The sequence below is a fragment of the Paenibacillus oryzisoli genome (assembly GCF_050467285.1).
Lineage (GTDB): Bacteria > Bacillota > Bacilli > Paenibacillales > NBRC-103111 > Paenibacillus_E > Paenibacillus_E oryzisoli_A.
On sequence record NZ_JBCMUN010000005.1, the window covers coordinates 290,681 to 308,645 of the forward strand.

A 17,965-nucleotide genomic window follows, 5' to 3' on the forward strand; every position below is an offset into this window, starting at 1 on the left:
ACGAAAATTCGGCCAAATCTGCGGCCCTCGGAGCATTCAGACACGCCCTATCACTTTTGGCAAAATCAGTGTTTTACCAAAATCATCGTGCCGTTTTTCAAGTCGTGAGCGTTCGCATCGAGCGTTTTCTCAAGCAGAAAAGAGAGCCGTTGAAGCTCCTCTTCCCTATCAACCACGAAGATCGGCGCCCCGCCTCCTACCCGCTCCTTCTCCATCGTCACGACGGCCATAATCTGTGCCATAGAGCTTCAACCTCCTTCCCTTGCATTAACGCCAGCTTCGGACGGCATACGTACTGCGCTTTCCAGCACCGGGATGCGATGCAGTGCCGTAAGCGTTTTCGCTTCATCTTTTTCCTGCAGCAGCAGCAGCAGCCCGACCGCTCCCGAGTCCATATCGAGCTTCGCCATTTGGCGCAGTGACGGCTCTCCTTCGTCGCGATACGCGCCCAAGAGCGTGGAGATGTCGTGCATAATTGCCTGCCGCTGGCCGATATGCGACAAGGTGACGCGGGCGTTGCGATTTTTAGGCTTCAGAAGAAACCCTTGGCCGTGCTGCATGATTTTCTGACGACTGTCTTCCAGACCGACATTCATGATATAGACAGAACCGACATAAACGTCAGGTCCCTCAATCCGAATAGGCACAGGCTCAATGTCAGCCACTTCCGCCAGATTGCTGCCGGATTTAAAATGATTCGACACCATGATCGAAGCCGCACCTGCTGCAATTCCCCAATACCAAGGGAATACAATGCTGAACAGCGATGCCAGGAATGCCGTCAAAATGACGAGATAGTTGCGCCCTTCAAACACCATGGCGATGCCCTCGATATAGGTAGCACCTCTGGGGACGAGCTCTTGCTCGTCGACCTTGCTCAAGCTTTGGCGCTCCATATTGCGCACATCGCGGAACTGCTGCGCCGCAAGCGTGAGGAACGTCACCGCCGTATAGTTTTTCTCGAGCAGCGCTGGAACGGCTACAGCGCCCAACCCGGCGGCGATCACACCGAGCGAAATATGAATGATTTTCCCGTGCGGATACGTCGGATACTGCCGGTAATCCGTCCGCAGCATATTTAACCTCGCCACAATCCCAAGCACAACGCCAATTACAATCCCAACGGTGTACCGGTGCGCCAGAAACCAATCCATCATGCTATCTGCCTCCGTTTCGTTCAAATAGACTTCGTACCAAGGATTTGCAGCCTGCATAAGTCGCTTGCAGTACAATCGTAAGCGTGCGCGCGAGGAATATGGACAGCCACCATTGATCCTGAAACGTTGCGTAGCCTAAACGGTGGTAGCCGTCAATCTCGCGGATACCTGCCTGGTACAGATCTCCTAGCACATAGCCCACTGAAATGGCAGCGAATTGCTCCCAGCAATTCCGCTGCAACGCTATGGCAACGACAGCGATGATGGCGGCGGATTCCCAGGCCGGATTACGGATAATCAGAATCGGATCCATCTCCAGCAACTGCTGCAGCAAAAAATGCAACGAACCTAGCAAGAGTCCAATGGAGAGCAGATGCACTTTGTGAATAATTCCTTGTGCCCTATATAAAATAATGAGGCTCACGGCTGCAATCAGCGCATACACCAGCCTGACATGAACATTCTCCAACGTCACCGTTACTCTTGCGCTAACGATCCATGAGGCAAAAAAAAGAAGCAAGCGTTGATGTGAAACGCCGCCGACATACAGCGTTTTCCAGCCGCTGGCCAACAAGATCAACGTGATGCTCATTAGAATGAACGACAAATAACCGGAGTTCATAATCCAACCACCCTGCCCCGGAAGCGTACAGTCCGTTCGCTCCGCTCCCTCGGATCTTCAGGCTTCGTTCCAATTCGGAAAGAAGCCCTTACTGATCCTTAGTATGGCAATAAATTGATTATTTACTCCGATTTCCACGTCTGGCATATGAGGTGATATCGATCCCTCGCACTTCGCACCAAGCGGCGGTTTCCCCGCTAATCACGACGGGACATTCGCTTAACGCTTCGATCGTACGTGCGCCTAATGCGGTCATAATAAGAATGAGTCCTTGATGCAGGTCATCTGCCAACCGATGCAATGCTTCTGTGCCTTCCTTCTGCAGAACGCTCAGAAAGACACCGGCCATGCCTACAGCCGAAGCGCCCAGAGCTAATGCCTTCGCGGCTTCCAAAGCATTCGTAATCCCGCCGGAGGCAATAACAGCCCCGCGCGGGTACACAGACAGCGTCTCCAGCAAGCTCATGCTGGTCGGCGTCCCCCAATCGTTCAGCCAATCCAGCGCAGATGAGGCCGGCCGTCTAGCATTTTCGATAGCAGCGAAGTTCGTGCCTCCATAGCCTCCAACGTCCACCATACGTACGCCGATTTCCTGCAGTTGCTTGGCGTTGTCACGTGAAATGCCGAATCCGACTTCCTTGACGATAACGGGAACGGACACATGACGAACAATCGCTTCAATCCTGCTCAGCATGCCTTCAAAACCGCGATCGCCCTCTGGCATGATCAATTCCTGCATCACATTCAAATGAATCTGCAAAGCGTTCGCCTCGATCATATCGACCGCCCGCAGCGCCTGTTCGACGGTCGCCTCACTTCCCAAATTTCCGAAAATGACGCCGTTCGGGTTTTCCTGCCTCACCACCTGATAGCTCGACGCGACCTCGCTGTTCTTAATGGCCGACATTTGGGAGCCGACGGCCATCGGCAGCCCTTTTTCCCGCGCGAGAATGGCGAGCTCCTTATTGATGCGTGCTGTCTCATGAGCCCCGCCGGTCATCGCATTAATTAAAATCGGCGATCTCATAACGAGATCGCCGATTGTCGTAGCTAATGTGATGGAATCCATAGATGACTCGGGGAGACAGTTATGCACAAGCTTGATGTCCGCTAAGCCTTGCCGGCGGGATTGACCAAGCTCCAGCGCGTAATGGACATGCTCCATTTTGCGTGAGATGCGCATATCGATGTCCTCCTCAGCAATGGGAATCCGATTAGTTTTTGAATTTGGACAATTTGTCGCCGAAACGCTCGCCAAGTGTCAAAGACATGCCTTGGTTGTTAAGCGACACGTTTTCGTTGCCCGCGATTTCTTTTTGGTGGCTCGCGCTGTTGCCGCGATCACGATCGCCTCTTGGTTGTCTTTCTCTTTCCGGTTTCGATGAAGCCGCAGGTGCTGCAGGAGCTTCTGGCGCCTCTTCCGTTTCTTTGATGCTCAGGCTTACGCGTTTCTCACCTGCATTGATTTCCAAGATTTTCACTTGAACTTCTTGGCCTTCTTTCAGCACTTCATGCGGTGTGCCGATATGACGGTGTGCGATTTGAGAAATATGCACCAAGCCTTCAATACCAGGAGCAATTTCAACGAATGCGCCGAAAGCTGCCAAACGTTTAACCGTTCCCGTAACGATGTCCCCGCCGTTGAACTCACGCTCAACGCGTGCCCAAGGACCTTCTTGCGTAGCCTTAATGCTCAAAGAGATCTTGTCGTTGGCAGGATCCAGCTTCAGTACCTGTACTTTAACTTTGTCTCCTTCTTTGACAACGTCGGACGCTTGAGCTACATGGTGCCATGCCAACTCGGAGATATGTACCAAACCGTCGATGCCGCCGATGTCAACAAATGCGCCGAATTGCGTCAGACGTTGAACCGTTCCGTCGAGTACTTGACCAACGGCTAGACCTTCGATAATTTTCTTTTTGTTTGCTTCGTATTCTTCATCCAATACATCTTTTTGGGAAAGGATGACTTTGTTTTTCTCGCGGTCGATTTCTTTCACGCGAAGGCGCAATGTGCGGCCTTTGTAGTCGGAGAAATCTTCAACGAATTGACGCTCAACCATGGAAGCCGGAACGAAACCGCGAACACCGATATCCACAACCAGACCGCCTTTAACCACTTCTGTAACAGCTGCTTCAATGATTTCTTTGCTGTCCAGTTGGCCTTGCAGCGTTTCCCATGCTTTGGAGTTGTCGACAACCTTCTTCGCGGAAAGAACAAGCGTTTCTTTCGCGTCGTTGATCGAAACCACTTTCAGTTCCACTTCTTGTCCAAGCTCAGCGGAAGCCAGCTCGCGAACCGCGATAACGCCATCATATTTATAACCGATGTCAACCAAAGCCTGATCGGCGTCCACTTTCACGATTTTACCTTTCACCGTTGCGCCTCTTTTCAGTACAGGCACGTTGTTCAGCGCTTGCTCGGCATCTTCTTGAGAAACCGCCTCTTGAGATTCTTGCGTTTGATCTTGAACTTTTACTTCTTCTGACATGGATTACCCTCCTCAATTGACTACCAAAACTTAAATAAAAGAATTTATAAGTCACAAAGCAAATGGAAGACATCTACTCTGTTTCAAACAATGGACGTGACTAACGCGATATGGATAGTATAATTCCAAGGGCTCGATTCCATACATCCCCGCACCTGTTACTTGTAACTGGCATGTAAGCGACGAATCTCTTTCATAATGACCTCTGTCGCCTGTTCCAAATCTTCCGAGCTTGCCCCGGCATACGTGCTCAGATCAAGCGGCTTGCCGTAAACGATCGTCATCCGGCGAAAAATGCTGTAGTTGCCGATAATTGCAACCGGAACAACGGCTGCGCCGGCTTTCAGCGCGAGGCTAGCTGCGCCTTTCTTCCCCATGCCGCCCGCATTGCTGCGGCTGCCTTCGGGGAATACGCCAAGCATATTGCCGTCTTTAAGCAATTGTACAGCCAATCGGATCGATTCGCGGCTTACGCCGCCGCGCTTGACAGGGAACGCGCCGACTTTTGCAATCAAGGTTCCGAGCAGAGGAATATCGAACAGCTCGGCTTTGGCCATAAAATGAACCATCCGCCGAAGCGGCGTACCTAAAATAGGAGGATCCAGCAAGCTTGTATGATTACCGCACAGCACGACTGCGCCCTGTGCAGGAACATTCTCCACACCGATTGCACGCAATCGAAAAAACAAGCCGAAAAACAGACGAAACAACATTCTTCCGATGCGGTAAAGCATCTTATTTGCCACCTCCGACTTTGTCCTTGCAAAGTCCAAGGATTTCCTCGACAACTTCCTCGATCGTCATGGAAGTGCTGTCCATCAGCACAGCGTCATGTGCACGGCGCAGCGGCGAAATTTCTCTGGCTTCATCCAGTTGGTCACGGCGCGCAATATCCTGCTCCAGCTCGCTCAGCGTCATGGTGACAGTGCCGCTTTCCTGCAGCTCCTTAAACCGGCGCTCCGCCCGTTTCGATACGCTAGCAGTCAAGAACACCTTAATCTCGGCATCCGGTATGACGTGCGTACCGATGTCCCGGCCGTCCATAACAACGCCTTTGGACTTCGTCATCTGCTGCTGCAGCGCGACAAGCGATTGGCGCACGGCCGCATAGCTTGCGATCAGGGAGACGTGGGTCGTTACCGCTGCTGAACGAACTTCTTTCGTCACATCGATGCCGTCCACAAATACCTGCTGCCCGCCTTCGCCCGGAATCAACTTGATGTCCATCCGATTCACAAGCTTGGCTACTTCATCTTCTTGCTCGGGTAACAGCCCCTCATGCTGCACTTTCCACGTTACTGCCCGATACATGGCCCCTGTATCCACGTAAACAAAACCAAGCGCTCCGGCGACTAGCCTCGCGATGGTGCTCTTACCGGCTCCAGCTGGACCATCTATGGCAATATTGAACTTATCCAAGCCGCTGTTCCTCCCTAACGAATTGCTGACTGCCTGCTTACAAACTTAAGTAAAAAAAGCAGGCACTTGCCTGCTAGTTCCTTAGAAATTATACCACACTACCCGTCTATATGCAAAACCTGGGTTTGGCCCATGAAGGCGCGCCACCCCTTAAGGTTCCTTCCTGGAAGGGGCTGGAGCGGGTATATAGGGCTGGCCTTCCAAGGGTTCCACACGGGTCACATGCCTTCGAATGTATGTATTTTGCAGCAGCGCCTGCACGATAATCAGCAGCGTCAAACAAGCGATTGCCGTTCGAATGATCACCTTCTCGACCCTTGCCGAGAATTGCACAAACAACTGCTCGTACGTTTTCGACTTTTCTTCCGCATCTTTCGACATTGCACTTCACCTGCCAGCATCGTCATTATGCATAGCAGTATACCCTTCCCGCGAAGCGCCAAACCTTACCGCTTGCGGAAATCCATCTGCCGTTCAAAGCAGAAGCGAATCAGCTTTTGCCGCTCGCGATCCGCGATTTCCGAGAAACGCAACATCACAAGCTGCTTGCCGGTCTCTAGCGCCTTCACGCGCACCACCTCTCCGACGAACGGGATGTGCTCGATCAAACCATTCTTGAACGGCGCGAGCAGCCAACAGGACACACTGGAGCCGAGCCCGATAGGGATATTCCCTTCACAAACAAAGGAAATTCCGCCGCCGCCGACATCTTCAGTCACACCGATAAATTGCAGCTGATCCGACACTTTGACCGCAATCTCCAGCTCGGCCAACACCCGCAGGAAATTGCGGCGCTGCACTTGCGTAATCGCATCCAGCTCCGGCTTCCGGAGCTCCACTTGACGAATTACATCCTCGCGGAAGTTGGTCACAACCGTTGAGAAGTAGTGTTTGACCCCGTCTTGGGACAAATAAAACGCGTTGATCTCATCGCCCTGGAACAGCTTCTTCAAGCGGCCGGTCTTCTCATTGATTGGAATCTCGATCAGAATTGATTCGGCTGTTACATCGGTAATTCTCGCTTTATACTCTACTTTGGATTCTTCTTCATCAATGGAATTCGTTTGCATATGTAAAATCTGGTTGACATTAGGCAGCAAAATTCGCACCCCCGCGACATAATATGACTCGATTATATCACGAGCTGACTTCGCCTCGCACTAAAAAAAGAAGCAGGGGCATCCCCCCGCTTCCTTACATCGACTTTTTCTGATCCTGAGCGGCTCTTGCCTGCTCCTGCCGGATCGTTTCAATTTTTTCTTCAAGGCCCATATCCGCGTTAATGAAGATACGGTAAATGTTCTTATTCATCGTGCCGATGAACTCGTAGCACAGCACTTCTTCATCCAAATCGTTTTTAATGATGGCCAGCGTCTGACCCGTCACTTTCATATTGGCGCTGAGCTGCTTCCGCGCTTCGTCCGCCTTCATTTTCGGCTGGCCGATCTCGCGATTCTTCTGACTATAGATGTACTCCGTCGCTTGCAAGCCCATCACTTCCAGATTATCCAGCGCCACCTTCACGGTGAGCTGCTCCGGGTAGATCGTCACATCTTTTTCCCGTTTCGCAAAATGGATCGTTGCCAGGTTCTGATACTGGTCATAGCTGACCGCGCTCATATCCTTATACTCGTGCTGGTCCAGAAATTCGTTCGCAACGTCGCGCGCTTGACGCAAGTTGAATTTCGCCGACGGCACATCACGCGATTTCATGAAGTACACGAGATGACCGCCCTTTTTCGTAAAATCGAGTTGAATATCCGCTTGCGCTTTATCCGGACTTGGCACAACAACGCTGAAGCTTTGATGCTCCGGCGCATTGCCTCCGTTTTGCACGACTTTAATGCCGGGCGAATCCTTAACGCCAAGAAACTGGATCGCTTTTTGCTTAATCTGATCCGCCGTCATCTCGTTGCCGGAGAGCATTTTCACATCGCGCTTGGAAAACACAGTCACGCCGGACGTTCCCCAGTTCAACTCGTCGTAAGCGCCGACCTTTTTATCCACAATGGTAAAACCGTCGATGATCGCATTGTCATGCACTTCATTCTCGGAAGCGAGCGCCGACTCCACATCCATCCAACGTAGATTGTTTGCGATGACTTTCTCTTGAACGCCGCGAATTTGCTGCGTAATTTCCGACGAATGACCGTAAAGTGTGTTCAGCGTTTTGACTTCCTCCTGTGTCAGAGGTTGTTTGGTCATATCCCGCACGGACATTTTGTACGAGAAATTCGCCATGTTCGCAAGAAAATCCTCGGTCTTATTAAAAGGCAAAAGCATCAGCGGCAGCTGGGTAATATCGCTCTGCGCTTGGCTGGTCAGGCGCCAGACGTTGACCAGTCCCTTCCGGTAAGAGGAGGAAGACGTCTCGTTCACCGCCAGCGTATTGCCGAGCTCCGTATGTAATTTGTCCATGTGAAAGGAGAGATCGTGAAAGGCCCGCTGATACTGATTCTCGGCTTTAATCAGAATCGTGTTCTTCTCCTGGTGTTCCAGATACCCCCAGACGCACGCCCCGATCAGAGCAATAACCAAAAATGGAAACATGACGATACTTAGTCTTTTATACACACTGCTGCTCCTTTCCATCCCTAATCTTGCGCTTAGTTTTTGCGCGGGAAGACAGGATTATGCAGAAAAGGAGACAAAAAAAGAGGTCTATTCTGAAAGAATAGCCTCTTGCTACACATCCGTTTCAATTTCAAAATCGTGCTCGTTGCTGCAAATACATTGCCGAAAACCGGTTTCGATTTTGTCCTTCTCTCTTTTGCCGCGCAGCACAAATTTTTCTCCACACATGCGGCAGCGGATCTTCACTTTTACACGGGGTGACAGCGTCGTCATAAATTCCACCTTTCAGGCAGCCTGCGAATTGATTAACAGGATTTACCTCTCTAGTGTTATTATGACCCAATTTCGTTCATCTTAATCTTCTCTTCCACCGTAACGACGTGAAGCGGGGAATACGAATTGGCGCGATTCACCCGCCATAAGGAACGAATCCAGAGAAGCGCCATGAACGGAAGCATGACCCAGACCCAACCGGTTTTGAACACGAGCAAAATGTAGTCAAACCCGCCATGCCAAAGCATCGGCAGCAGCATGGACAACCACAGATAACGGTATCTGTGATTCGGCGAAAACTTGGCTTTGCCCATGTAATAGCCCATCATCACGCCAAACAGCGCATGACCGGAAACCGGCAGAAGCGCCCGCATCAATAATGCGGAAAACGAAGAAGCGTTCAGGAACGCGTAAATGATATTCTCAAGCGTAGCAAAACCAAGACTGACTGCAACGGCGTACACGATCCCGTCATAAGGTTCGTCGAAGGCTTCGTGCCGTAAAATAATATGGTACAGGATCAGCCATTTCAAAAACTCCTCGACACCGCCAGATAAGAAAAAGGACGAAACCAACGTACCTTCTCCAAATTCTTGGATCAGCGCCTGCTGGAGAACCATAGTCGGATAAACGAGCAGTACGCCGAAAACAAACATGCGAATCACCAGGTGAATCGGTTCAGGCGCATAGCGGTCTTTCAAGTAAAAATACGAGAGCAGTGCGAGTCCCGGGGCTACGGCTGCCATGACAATCGGCATTATATGCATCAGCCCTTCCCCCTTTGTTGACAGATGTATCCCTATTATAAACGTTCGCTTCCCACTTTGCTATGCATTTGACTGAAGCGTTGTCGTCCGGATTTCTGGAAAAGGAAACAAGCACCTGCAAAAACGGATGTTTTTGGAGATGCTTGTTCCATTCTGGTTTAAAAAGAACGTGCTTATTTGAAATGACGGCAAAGCACTTTGACGGCGTCGTCCGCAATAATCGTTTTGCCATATTCCTCTAATACAGCTTGCGTGACGGAAGCCGCTTCGCCAAATTCGGACAAGACCGCAATCAGCGCCTGATATTTGGCATCTTCAAGCTCAACCGGCTCGAGCTGTAAAATATATTTCCCTTTGTACGAATAGAGGGTACCGCCCTCCATCAAAAGGGGATTGATTACTTTGGAAACACGCAGCAGATCTTCAAAATCCTTGAACGCATATGAAATCAGATCGCTTTGCTCAAGCGTCACTTCCATTTCGTACACTTCTTCTGCTTCCTGATCGTCGTACGCGTCAGAGCTCGCATACAAATCAAGCTTTCCTCTGGTCACAATAACAACCATTCCTTGGGCAGGAAGCGCAAACACTTCTACCGCAAGCGGGCCGGACGGGTCGAATCCGAGCTCGGAATAAGCTTGATCCATCATTTCGCTGAATAAGTCGTGCACTTTCGGAATTTCTCTCCACATATCGTCCTTTTGAATTCCGCGTTCAGTTAAGTCATCGAATGTTAGGAAAATCCGTATCTTATCCTGACTTAAGCGTTCTATTTTCATGATAGGATCCTCCTTTGAGCTTTCCTGCGGGAAAGCATGCATCGAAAGCATGGTCATCTTATTAACAGAATATGTCGGTAAGATGAAAATGTGAACCAAGAAGTCAGAAATGGACGGGCATCCCTTCTTCCTCCTTGTTACCTATCATGTTATCACTAATTGCTGGCAAATGCACGTGCAAGTTATGTATAAACTAAAAAATACAGCCGGCTGTGCGAACAGCCGGACTGCGTGGCTTAGGGCAAGCTTATTGAAAAGCCGTGCTGTTCATCTTGTTTTCATTTAAAATTTCGTTCACGGTTGACTTCAAATGCGCATCTTCTTTCACGATTTTTTCCACTTGATCGAGACCGCCCGAAGCTGCCGGCGCGGAGTTGAACGCCTTCGCAGTGCTGGATTCATGAGACTTGCTCATAAAGGAATCCTTCGCTTTGTCCACTTTGTCCATCATCCTGCCCATCGAATTGTTGGATGAGCTGAAGGCGGAAAACAGCATCGATTTGCTCTTACGATTCAAATACACAACGGCAGCGGCGCCGGCAATTCCGCCGAGCAAAAATGTACCTAGTTTCATTGGCTCTCCCTCCATGATACGTATTAGGAATCCTTCATAGGTTGTACGGGATGTAGAGAAGGCATACGCGATGACCTGCTAGGAAAACATGGGAAGCCAGTCGCAGAGAATTTCTCCATGAAGTGTGGTACGATAATGGGCGTGACTATTTACTGGATTTGAGGAGAAGACGCTGAAATGAAATCTAAAGCCGCGATTATGCTTGTAACGCTTACCTTTGTGCTGGCTGCTTGCTCAGCCGATCCCGCTAAAACGACTTCCGCTGTATCTCCTGCGCCGGCCACATCCGCGGCGACCGCCACGCCGCTGCCTTCCCAGGCGCCGAGCCCGACGCCGACGGCGACACCTACGCCTTCCCCCTCGCCGACGCCATCTGCGCCTGTCGAAGTGCCGAAGACGTATCATATGAACAAAAACTATGACATCGTGCCGAACGATCCCGCGGGCAACAAAAAAGTGATTTTGCTGACGTTCGATGACGGCCCGAAGGAACTGGAGATGAATCAGTCCTTGATCGATATTTTGCATAAGCACAAGGCGAAAGCGATCTTCTTTATGAACGGCTACCGCATCAAGCAAAAGCCGGAGCTCGTCAAGCTCGTGTATGACAACGGCAATTATATCGGCAACCACGCGTGGGACCACGATAATTTGAAAGACATGACGAATGAGAAAATCGACAAGCAGGTTGACGACGTGCAAACCATCATCAAGAGCCTGATCGGCGTTGAGCCGCAGTTCTTCCGCCCGCCATTCGGCTCCGGCAACGATTATTTGAAAGCCAAGATCAAATCCGAGAAGATGCTCTACATGACCTGGTCCAACGGCTCGCTGGATTGGGAAATGACGAACAAAAACAATGACCCGAAAAAAGTCATTGAGAACGTGATGCAGCAGCTTCACAGCGGCAGCAACATTCTCATGCATGAACTGCCATGGACTGTATCGGCGCTGGATGAACTGCTGACCAAGCTTGAGGAAAAAGGCTACTCCTTCGTCGATCCGGGTGCCATCGAGCTGGAAATGCGCTAATCGCAAAAAGAGACTCGCCCTGCTGCCGGATCGGCCGGCAGGGCAAGTCTCTTTTCTCGTTTAGTAGGCGATATGCACCGTCTTTGTAGTGTCATCGAACGTTACGTTCGCGCCGAGCGCTTCGGACAAGAGCCGCACCGGCATCATCGTCCGTTCATTCACCAGCTTCGCCGGCGTGGACGTCGAATGTTCCACGCCATTCACGCTGTACGCATCGCGCGTCGTGAAAAATTTGATCGTCGTCCCTTTTTTCACATAAATCGCCGCCTTCTCCGCATCGTCCCAACTGACGGTGGCACCGAGCGCCGCGGCCAAATCACGAATGTACAGATACGATGAGCCGTCTATCAGCGAAGGTTTTTGCGTGAGCGGATACGAGATTTGATCCAGCGTGTAAGTGCTGCCGTTCAGTCCGATCGAAACCGTATGCGAGCGGTTCAAGCCAAAGTTGCCCATTAACAGCTTGTATTCGATCGCGTTTTGATGCAGCTTGCGTACGCCGATTCCTTCCAGCGGCTCTGTGTGGAACGCCCAGGCTTTGGTGAATGTTTTTTCGTCGCCGTTCTCCATCGTCGCTTTCAGCGAAATGTCCACTTTATAGGTGGAGTCAGGCGCTAAGGGGCTTGAAGGCAGCAAAATCACTTCGTTGTCCAAATGATCGTCATTTTCCGCATCATTCGTTAATAAAGGAATTGTTGCGCCTGACTCATCTTTCAAAGTGGCTTGCCCCACCTTGACGCTCTTAATATCGGAGCCGTACAGCGCCGCCATGATAGGATATCCCACAGGGTAGGAAGCATCCTTATGCATACGAATCGGATCCGGTGTCTCGTGCCCGTCAAAGGCAATCGGCACGTAGACATCATTAGATCCCGGGGAAACGATCATCTCCGGCGACGCATTCTCGGCGAATCCGAACTCGACGACGTCGTAGTTGCCTTCTTTATAGAGACCGATCTCGATTAATGTCGGCACCAGGAACGGTGAACGATGATATGGCGCATCGAAGAGACTATCAATTGCTTCGACTAACGAGGACTCTGTGTACGCGACATCCTCACTGCTGGAACGCGCGTAACCGATGAACTCCACACGTTCGCGAAGCGTTTTGCCAATATAGCCCGGAAGCGCCGGGTCCTCGTCATGCAAGGAGACGTTTGTCCGAATCGGATCAATCTTGTTCAGCGCCAGATACTGGGCGTGCTTTTGCGCGGCAGTCGCCAGCGCATCGCTCCATTTTATCGTGGAAAGCCCCAGCTTGGTCCGGTAATCGTTGATGGCGCGCAGCCCGTCTTCCTGCTCTTTGGTCACAGTCGTCGTTTGCTTGACGGCGTCCTTAGCAACAGTGAACTTCCAACTGATGGAAACCGGCTGATAACCGCTGTAGTTGAGCACGAGCTGGGCGTTGTAATCGCCTGGAGCTAAGTCTGCGGGCGGTGTATATGTAAATTTGACCGATACGGGGTCGTAGTGGGCGCTGACTTCTTTATTATTCAAATAAAATTGATAGCTTTCCGGTGTGATACCCTCGCTGAGTTCCAGGCTTATTCCAATCTCGGGCTGCACCAGTCCAACATTGCCTTGCGGATAGGCTAAGTACCCATAGCTGAGCGCGTAAGACGGCTTGGCCACAAGCAATAGACCGACCGCCATCATCACGCTAACAAGCAGCAGATGAAGCTTGAATTTTCTTCTCGATGCCATTCCTTCTCCCATGGCAAGCACCTCGATTTCTAATAATAGTTCTTGATTCCCCAAAAGGTCAGTCCGGCTACTAAAGCCACGAAAAGCCAAACAAGGGCCAAATAAAATCGCGCCGTCCATTTGCCTCTCTCGGAAGGATGCACAGTCCCGCGAGGCGGTAAATATGTCTCATCCTTCGATGCCTCATGCCGCGTTCTCGACCGCAGCGGGGTGCTCTGGAATTCACTTTCCTTCATGAAGCTTGCTCTTCCTCCTTGCTGAACCGAAGTATACAACCCATTACCATATCAATAATAAAATGGGCAATAATCGGTGTCCATAGGCTTCCTGTATGAATATAAATCCAACCTAAGCCATAGGAAATGCAGAAAACCATCCCCGTCATAAGCCAGTGCTGCAAATAGCGAACATGAATGGCTGCGAACAAAATACTCGTCCAGTAAGGTCCCCAAGCGTGCTGGATCGCCCCGCGAAACAAGATTTCCTCACACATGGCAACAATGAAGGAAATAAGAGCAATGTGCCAAATCGGACGGTTACCGAAAAGCATTTGATTAATGCCGCCGTCATCCGCAACTTCTTTCGGAACCCAGCGGGAGATGAGCAGGTCGAACCCGAGCACGGCAATGCCGAACAGTAGGCCCCAGATCACAATTTTCCAGCCACCCGTGATGGTAAACATCGAAAATAACTTCAAATTGCTCTGAAAAAATACCAGCGCCAGTCCGATAATAAGGGTAAGCAGCTGTGTAAAGTAAAGATTAAGCAGCAGGACGCGGTCGTTTAACTCGTTCATATCGACTTTCCCGATGCGGAAATTTTTAAAATCGAATTTTTTCAAAAAAGCCGCCTCATTTCCACACATATTCCTTTTTAATTCCGGATCACCTATACTAGGTAAATAAAAGAGACAACAAGGAGCTTGAACTATGGATAAGCGTCTTACCCGCACCGATTATTTATTCGCACTCATGTTTATCTTTATGCTGGTCTGTATCCTGGGGGCCTTCTTCTACGGGCTGAAGCTCGGTCAACTCAAATCCGATGAAAAATACGATAAAATCATTCACGCCGACAAAGCGGCGGCACCGGAAGTCGGAGCCTACGATCAACAAGTGCTCGTATCTTATTACCATACCATCTTTTTACCCTTTAGGGAATTTCAGAATAAATGGTTCGAACAGATGAGTCAACTCGAGGCGGGCAATGCCGCTACGGACAGCGCTGCAGTGCTCAAGGAGCTGGGCAAGATTGCCGACGAGAAATATTCGGCGCTGCAAGGCAAAACGATGCCCGCTTCGTCGCCCCTGCTCGTTCAGTCCTTGCAAGGTTATTTAAAAAGCTTGAAGCTATTCTCCGATGCCCTCGGCAGCTTTCAAGCCAAAGCCAATGGCATGAGTCAGGCGCAGCTCTTGGACTCTATTCAAAAGGATCCCTACTTCCTGGAAGCCAAGACGCAGAGTTTGACGGCGCAGAAAAATTACTTTGAAGCCATTCTCGCTTGGAATGGCACACTCGATCCCGACATCGAATACTTCGATCCGGCGAACACGGCGAATCTGGATCAATGGCGGGCTATGAATTTGAACGTGAAAAATGTGTATATTTCCACGAAGCTTCTGAATAATAAGTCGTTTGTTCCTTTCTATCCGCAAGATTTGACTGCGCGCATCGATGAGTTTATCACCAACGGCCAAGCCAAGAAGCTGAATGTGAACGACGTCAATCAGACAATGGACCTGCTGCTAAGCACGAATGCCGTCAGAGCGGGCGACTTCGTCAAAAGCAAAGCGAAATGGTATGGGAACGAAACGCTTCCGCAACTGCCGTTTTTCCTGAGTGTCAATTAACAGCAAAGAGCAGCTCGTTTCGGACACGTCCGGACAAGCTGCTCTTTGTTGTTAATCGTATTGAAATCCTTTCAGACTAGCCAGGGCCGCCATGCCGCCGTCGACGTTGATAACGTCCTCAAAGCCGTTCTCAAGCAAATACTCCGCCACACGGTAGCTGCGAACGCCATGCGCGCACACGACATAAATCGGCTTGTCCTCCGGCAGCTCCCCCATCCGGTAAGGGATTTGCCCCATGGGTACAAGCTTCGCTTCCTCCAGATGATAGTAGTCCCACTCATGCTGCTCTCTGACGTCAATAACGCCGGCATGGTCTATCGTCTGATTCGCCAAAGCTTTCAGAAATTCCGCCGGATGTATGCTCTTTACGTCCATCTCTCATCCTCCTCCGCAGATCAAAACCCGCTCTTTCGTTTCCTCCCTACCATACCGTAAAAAGAGGCGAAAATTCAAGCAATCGGTTATTGATTTCTCCCGTTTGATGCATTAAGATTAAGGGCAAGCATGATTTAAAGATTACTTTTAGACAATTATGACTTCGGTGTGAATTCCGTTCGACATGTATTGACACCACTTCATACGCATGGTAATCTAATGAAAATTCTATAGCAAGTTAAAGCGTTGACGGAGCCAAGCAAAGCTAAGTAGCTTACAGAGAGCCGATGATTGGTGGGAATCGGCAGTGAACATTTTGCGGAGCACTCCAGAGTTATTGCATTGAACGGAAGTAGATGCAATCGTCGTAGGGACACGTTATCGTCCCAGGTCGCAAGACCAACTGAGGCTTCCCGTGCGAATGGGCAGCGAATTAGGGTGGTACCACGAAAGCAATCTCTCGTCCCTTTGGCTATAGGCGTAATGTCTGTATCCGCGGGTTGGGAGTTTTTTTATGTTCAATTCTAAGGAGGAAACGAAATCATGTACAAAGTTTTAGTATCCGATCCAATTAGTGACATGGGAATTCAAATGCTTTACGATGCTGCCGATGTTGAAGTAGTGAAACAACCCGGACTCTCCGAGGATGAACTCGTTGCCATCATTGGCGAATTCGACGCCCTGCTCGTTCGCAGCCAAACGAAAGTGACCGAGAAAATCATGAACGCGGCTTCCAAGCTGAAAGTTATCGGCCGCGCAGGCGTAGGCGTTGACAACATCGACCTGGAAGCTGCGACCAAACGCGGCATCATCGTTATCAACGCACCGGATGGCAATACGATCGCGACTTGCGAGCTGACATTTGCCATGATGATGTCCACAGCGCGTATGATTCCGCAAGCCTATAAGAAAACGGTCGGCGGCGAATGGGACCGCAAATTCATCGGGGTTGAGCTTCGCAACAAAACGCTCGGTATCCTAGGGATGGGCCGGATCGGCAGTGAAGTGGCGAAACGCGCGAAAGTATTCGGCATGAACGTTATCGGCTACGATCCGTTCCTCACCGAAGAACGCGCTGAGAAAATGGGCGTAAAACTCGGAACTGTCAACGAAATCGCAGCGCAAGCCGATTTCATCACTGTTCACACGCCGCTGACACCGGAAACGCGCCACCTGATCTCCAAACCGCAATTTGAATTGATGAAAAAAGGCATTCGCATCATCAACTGTGCACGCGGCGGCATCATCGACGAGATGGCGTTGGTCGAAGCGATTGAAGAAGGCATTGTAGCCGGCGCAGCGTTCGACGTGTTTGAAGTCGAGCCTCCGCAAAAAGATCATCCGTTCCTGAACAATCCGAAGGTGATCGTGACGCCTCACCTTGGCGCTTCCACGATCGAAGCCCAAGAAAACGTAGCGATTGACGTTTCCGAAGAAGTGCTTCATATCCTGCGCAACGAGCCGTTCAAAAATGCGGTCAACATGCCGCCTGTACCGGCGAATGTCATGAACAAGCTTCAGCCATACTTCAATCTTGGTGAGAAAATCGGTTCGATGCTCGGACAAATCGCGCAAGGCGCTGTCTCCGAAATCGTCATTAACTATGCTGGCGAATTGACAGACGTCGATACAAGCCCGCTGACTCGTTACATCGTCAAAGGTTTGTTCCAGAACCAACTCGAGTCGATCAACATTATTAACGCAATGCACCTTGCCAAAACACGCGGCGTGAACATCGTCGTTCAACAATCGAACGCTTCGAGCTCCTTCACCAACCTGGTGACAGTAACGGTGAAAACGAAACAAGAAGAGAAAACACTAGCAGGTACGCTGCTTGCCGGCTTTGGCGAGCGCATCGTGCGCATCGATCAATATCCGGTCGACTTCGCAGCGGAAGGCAATCTGCTCTTGATTTCCCATAACGATAAACCGGGCATCATCGGCCGCGTAGGTACGTTGCTTGGCAGCAATAACGTGAACATTGCAACGATGCAGGTAGGCCGTAAAGTGATCGGCGGATCCGCGATCATGGTGCTGACTGTGGATAAAGCAGCTCCTGCCGAAGTGCTGGAAAACCTCGTGGAGCAAGCTGAAATCGTGAATGTTCGTGCTCTTACGCTATAAGAAAATAAAATCAAGTTCAAAAAGTCGGCTTTTCAGCACCGAGAAGGTGAACGCAAGATTCGATGTCGAGTTTGCTACCTGAATGACTTCGTGATCAAAAGACGACTTTTTGAACTACCACTGAGCACAAATTGTTTCACGAGCAACAAGATTTTATCTGAATATTCTACAAATAAAGGCGTTTGCTGAGAGGAATCTCGGCAAACGCCTTTTCTTTATGTCG

At 50.3% G+C, this 17,965-nt stretch carries 21 protein-coding genes and 1 other annotated feature; of the genes, 3 read left to right on the forward strand and 18 right to left on the reverse strand.

Going from position 1 to position 17,965, the window contains the following annotated elements; all coding sequences use genetic code 11:
- Positions 1-65 precede the first annotated feature (65 nt).
- From ABE504_RS07095 to ABE504_RS07160, 14 genes are all read right to left on the reverse strand, one after another.
- Positions 66-242: a capping complex subunit for YIEGIA gene (locus ABE504_RS07095; RefSeq protein ID WP_430086382.1), complete on the reverse strand. Its 177-nt coding sequence runs from the start codon at positions 240-242 to the stop codon at positions 66-68.
- A gap of 6 nt (positions 243-248) precedes the next feature.
- On the reverse strand, positions 249-1,157 hold the full coding sequence (locus ABE504_RS07100) for a YIEGIA family protein (protein ID WP_430086385.1): 909 nt from the start codon (positions 1,155-1,157) through the stop codon (positions 249-251).
- A gap of 1 nt (position 1,158) precedes the next feature.
- The gene (locus ABE504_RS07105; RefSeq protein WP_430086388.1) at positions 1,159-1,779 is read right to left on the reverse strand and encodes a YphA family membrane protein; all 621 of its coding nucleotides are present in this window, start codon (positions 1,777-1,779) and stop codon (positions 1,159-1,161) included.
- 118 nt (positions 1,780-1,897) lie between these two features.
- Positions 1,898-2,962 (reverse strand): type 2 isopentenyl-diphosphate Delta-isomerase, encoded by a 1,065-nt coding sequence (fni, locus tag ABE504_RS07110; RefSeq protein WP_430086390.1) that lies wholly within the window; start codon positions 2,960-2,962, stop codon positions 1,898-1,900.
- A 31-nt stretch (positions 2,963-2,993) separates the two neighbouring features.
- Positions 2,994-4,271, reverse strand: coding sequence for a 30S ribosomal protein S1 (rpsA, locus tag ABE504_RS07115; RefSeq protein ID WP_430086393.1), 1,278 nt, complete (start codon positions 4,269-4,271; stop codon positions 2,994-2,996).
- Positions 4,272-4,429: 158 nt separating this feature from the next.
- Entirely contained in the window at positions 4,430-5,005 is a 576-nt protein-coding gene (locus tag ABE504_RS07120; protein WP_430086396.1) for a lysophospholipid acyltransferase family protein, read from the reverse strand.
- A 1-nt stretch (position 5,006) separates the two neighbouring features.
- Positions 5,007-5,690 (reverse strand): (d)CMP kinase, encoded by a 684-nt coding sequence (gene cmk / locus ABE504_RS07125; RefSeq protein WP_430086398.1) that lies wholly within the window; start codon positions 5,688-5,690, stop codon positions 5,007-5,009.
- A 150-nt stretch (positions 5,691-5,840) separates the two neighbouring features.
- The gene (locus ABE504_RS07130; protein ID WP_430086401.1) at positions 5,841-6,071 is read right to left on the reverse strand and encodes a hypothetical protein; all 231 of its coding nucleotides are present in this window, start codon (positions 6,069-6,071) and stop codon (positions 5,841-5,843) included.
- A 65-nt stretch (positions 6,072-6,136) separates the two neighbouring features.
- On the reverse strand, positions 6,137-6,799 hold the full coding sequence (locus tag ABE504_RS07135) for a flagellar brake protein (protein WP_430086403.1): 663 nt from the start codon (positions 6,797-6,799) through the stop codon (positions 6,137-6,139).
- A gap of 85 nt (positions 6,800-6,884) precedes the next feature.
- Positions 6,885-8,264 carry a germination protein YpeB gene (ypeB, locus tag ABE504_RS07140; RefSeq protein ID WP_430086406.1) on the reverse strand — a complete coding sequence of 460 codons (1,380 nt, stop codon included), beginning with the start codon at positions 8,262-8,264 and terminating at the stop codon, positions 6,885-6,887.
- A gap of 111 nt (positions 8,265-8,375) precedes the next feature.
- Positions 8,376-8,537: a hypothetical protein gene (locus ABE504_RS07145; protein WP_164716365.1), complete on the reverse strand. Its 162-nt coding sequence runs from the start codon at positions 8,535-8,537 to the stop codon at positions 8,376-8,378.
- 59 nt (positions 8,538-8,596) lie between these two features.
- Entirely contained in the window at positions 8,597-9,304 is a 708-nt protein-coding gene (gene prsW / locus ABE504_RS07150; protein WP_430086409.1) for a glutamic-type intramembrane protease PrsW, read from the reverse strand.
- A 173-nt stretch (positions 9,305-9,477) separates the two neighbouring features.
- Complete coding sequence (locus tag ABE504_RS07155) at positions 9,478-10,083, reverse strand: genetic competence negative regulator (RefSeq protein ID WP_430086413.1); 606 nt, start codon at positions 10,081-10,083, stop codon at positions 9,478-9,480.
- Between the two features lie 247 nt (positions 10,084-10,330).
- Positions 10,331-10,657 (reverse strand): hypothetical protein, encoded by a 327-nt coding sequence (locus ABE504_RS07160; protein WP_430086415.1) that lies wholly within the window; start codon positions 10,655-10,657, stop codon positions 10,331-10,333.
- Between the two features lie 177 nt (positions 10,658-10,834).
- Between ABE504_RS07160 and ABE504_RS07165 the strand changes: the two genes are divergently transcribed.
- Complete coding sequence (locus ABE504_RS07165; protein WP_430086417.1) at positions 10,835-11,689, forward strand: polysaccharide deacetylase family protein; 855 nt, start codon at positions 10,835-10,837, stop codon at positions 11,687-11,689.
- Positions 11,690-11,749: 60 nt separating this feature from the next.
- Here the strand turns inward: ABE504_RS07165 and ABE504_RS07170 are convergent, their stop codons facing one another.
- From ABE504_RS07170 to ABE504_RS07180, 3 genes are read right to left on the reverse strand one after another with little or no spacing between them, the layout of a single operon-like run.
- Positions 11,750-13,393, reverse strand: coding sequence for a stalk domain-containing protein (locus ABE504_RS07170; protein ID WP_430086418.1), 1,644 nt, complete (start codon positions 13,391-13,393; stop codon positions 11,750-11,752).
- Between the two features lie 29 nt (positions 13,394-13,422).
- Positions 13,423-13,629, reverse strand: coding sequence for a hypothetical protein (locus ABE504_RS07175; protein ID WP_430086420.1), 207 nt, complete (start codon positions 13,627-13,629; stop codon positions 13,423-13,425).
- Positions 13,626-14,234 carry a CPBP family intramembrane glutamic endopeptidase gene (locus ABE504_RS07180; protein ID WP_430086422.1) on the reverse strand — a complete coding sequence of 203 codons (609 nt, stop codon included), beginning with the start codon at positions 14,232-14,234 and terminating at the stop codon, positions 13,626-13,628. The genes ABE504_RS07175 and ABE504_RS07180 overlap by 4 nt, the downstream gene beginning before the upstream one ends.
- Before the next feature lie 88 nt (positions 14,235-14,322).
- Between ABE504_RS07180 and ABE504_RS07185 the strand changes: the two genes are divergently transcribed.
- Positions 14,323-15,243, forward strand: coding sequence for a hypothetical protein (locus ABE504_RS07185; RefSeq protein WP_430086424.1), 921 nt, complete (start codon positions 14,323-14,325; stop codon positions 15,241-15,243).
- Positions 15,244-15,294: 51 nt separating this feature from the next.
- Here ABE504_RS07185 and ABE504_RS07190 read toward each other — a convergent pair whose 3' ends face one another.
- Positions 15,295-15,618 (reverse strand): rhodanese-like domain-containing protein, encoded by a 324-nt coding sequence (locus ABE504_RS07190; protein ID WP_430086426.1) that lies wholly within the window; start codon positions 15,616-15,618, stop codon positions 15,295-15,297.
- Between the two features lie 237 nt (positions 15,619-15,855).
- Positions 15,856-16,089, forward strand: a binding site (T-box leader).
- A gap of 72 nt (positions 16,090-16,161) precedes the next feature.
- Between ABE504_RS07190 and serA the strand changes: the two genes are divergently transcribed.
- The gene (gene serA / locus ABE504_RS07195) at positions 16,162-17,742 is read left to right on the forward strand and encodes a phosphoglycerate dehydrogenase (protein ID WP_430086428.1); all 1,581 of its coding nucleotides are present in this window, start codon (positions 16,162-16,164) and stop codon (positions 17,740-17,742) included.
- The last annotated feature ends 223 nt before the right edge of the window (positions 17,743-17,965 follow it).

Excerpts from the sequence above, each read along its gene's own strand:
- ABE504_RS07190 (WP_430086426.1), bottom strand. The coding sequence starts at position 15,618 with ATGGACGTAAAGAGCATACATCCGGCGGAATTTCTGAAAGCTTTGGCG.
- fni (WP_430086390.1), bottom strand. The coding sequence starts at position 2,962 with ATGCGCATCTCACGCAAAATGGAGCATGTCCATTACGCGCTGGAGCTT.
- ABE504_RS07130 (WP_430086401.1), bottom strand. The coding sequence starts at position 6,071 with ATGTCGAAAGATGCGGAAGAAAAGTCGAAAACGTACGAGCAGTTGTTT.
- ABE504_RS07100 (WP_430086385.1), bottom strand. The coding sequence starts at position 1,157 with ATGATGGATTGGTTTCTGGCGCACCGGTACACCGTTGGGATTGTAATT.
- ABE504_RS07165 (WP_430086417.1), top strand. The coding sequence starts at position 10,835 with ATGAAATCTAAAGCCGCGATTATGCTTGTAACGCTTACCTTTGTGCTG.
- serA (WP_430086428.1), top strand. The coding sequence starts at position 16,162 with ATGTACAAAGTTTTAGTATCCGATCCAATTAGTGACATGGGAATTCAA.
- ABE504_RS07160 (WP_430086415.1), bottom strand. The coding sequence starts at position 10,657 with ATGAAACTAGGTACATTTTTGCTCGGCGGAATTGCCGGCGCCGCTGCC.
- ABE504_RS07155 (WP_430086413.1), bottom strand. The coding sequence starts at position 10,083 with ATGAAAATAGAACGCTTAAGTCAGGATAAGATACGGATTTTCCTAACA.
- ABE504_RS07095 (WP_430086382.1), bottom strand. The coding sequence starts at position 242 with ATGGCACAGATTATGGCCGTCGTGACGATGGAGAAGGAGCGGGTAGGA.
- ABE504_RS07105 (WP_430086388.1), bottom strand. The coding sequence starts at position 1,779 with ATGAACTCCGGTTATTTGTCGTTCATTCTAATGAGCATCACGTTGATC.
- ABE504_RS07120 (WP_430086396.1), bottom strand. The coding sequence starts at position 5,005 with ATGCTTTACCGCATCGGAAGAATGTTGTTTCGTCTGTTTTTCGGCTTG.
- ABE504_RS07145 (WP_164716365.1), bottom strand. The coding sequence starts at position 8,537 with ATGACGACGCTGTCACCCCGTGTAAAAGTGAAGATCCGCTGCCGCATG.
- ABE504_RS07185 (WP_430086424.1), top strand. The coding sequence starts at position 14,323 with ATGGATAAGCGTCTTACCCGCACCGATTATTTATTCGCACTCATGTTT.
- ABE504_RS07175 (WP_430086420.1), bottom strand. The coding sequence starts at position 13,629 with ATGAAGGAAAGTGAATTCCAGAGCACCCCGCTGCGGTCGAGAACGCGG.
- ABE504_RS07170 (WP_430086418.1), bottom strand. The coding sequence starts at position 13,393 with ATGGCATCGAGAAGAAAATTCAAGCTTCATCTGCTGCTTGTTAGCGTG.
- rpsA (WP_430086393.1), bottom strand. The coding sequence starts at position 4,271 with ATGTCAGAAGAAGTAAAAGTTCAAGATCAAACGCAAGAATCTCAAGAG.
- prsW (WP_430086409.1), bottom strand. The coding sequence starts at position 9,304 with ATGCATATAATGCCGATTGTCATGGCAGCCGTAGCCCCGGGACTCGCA.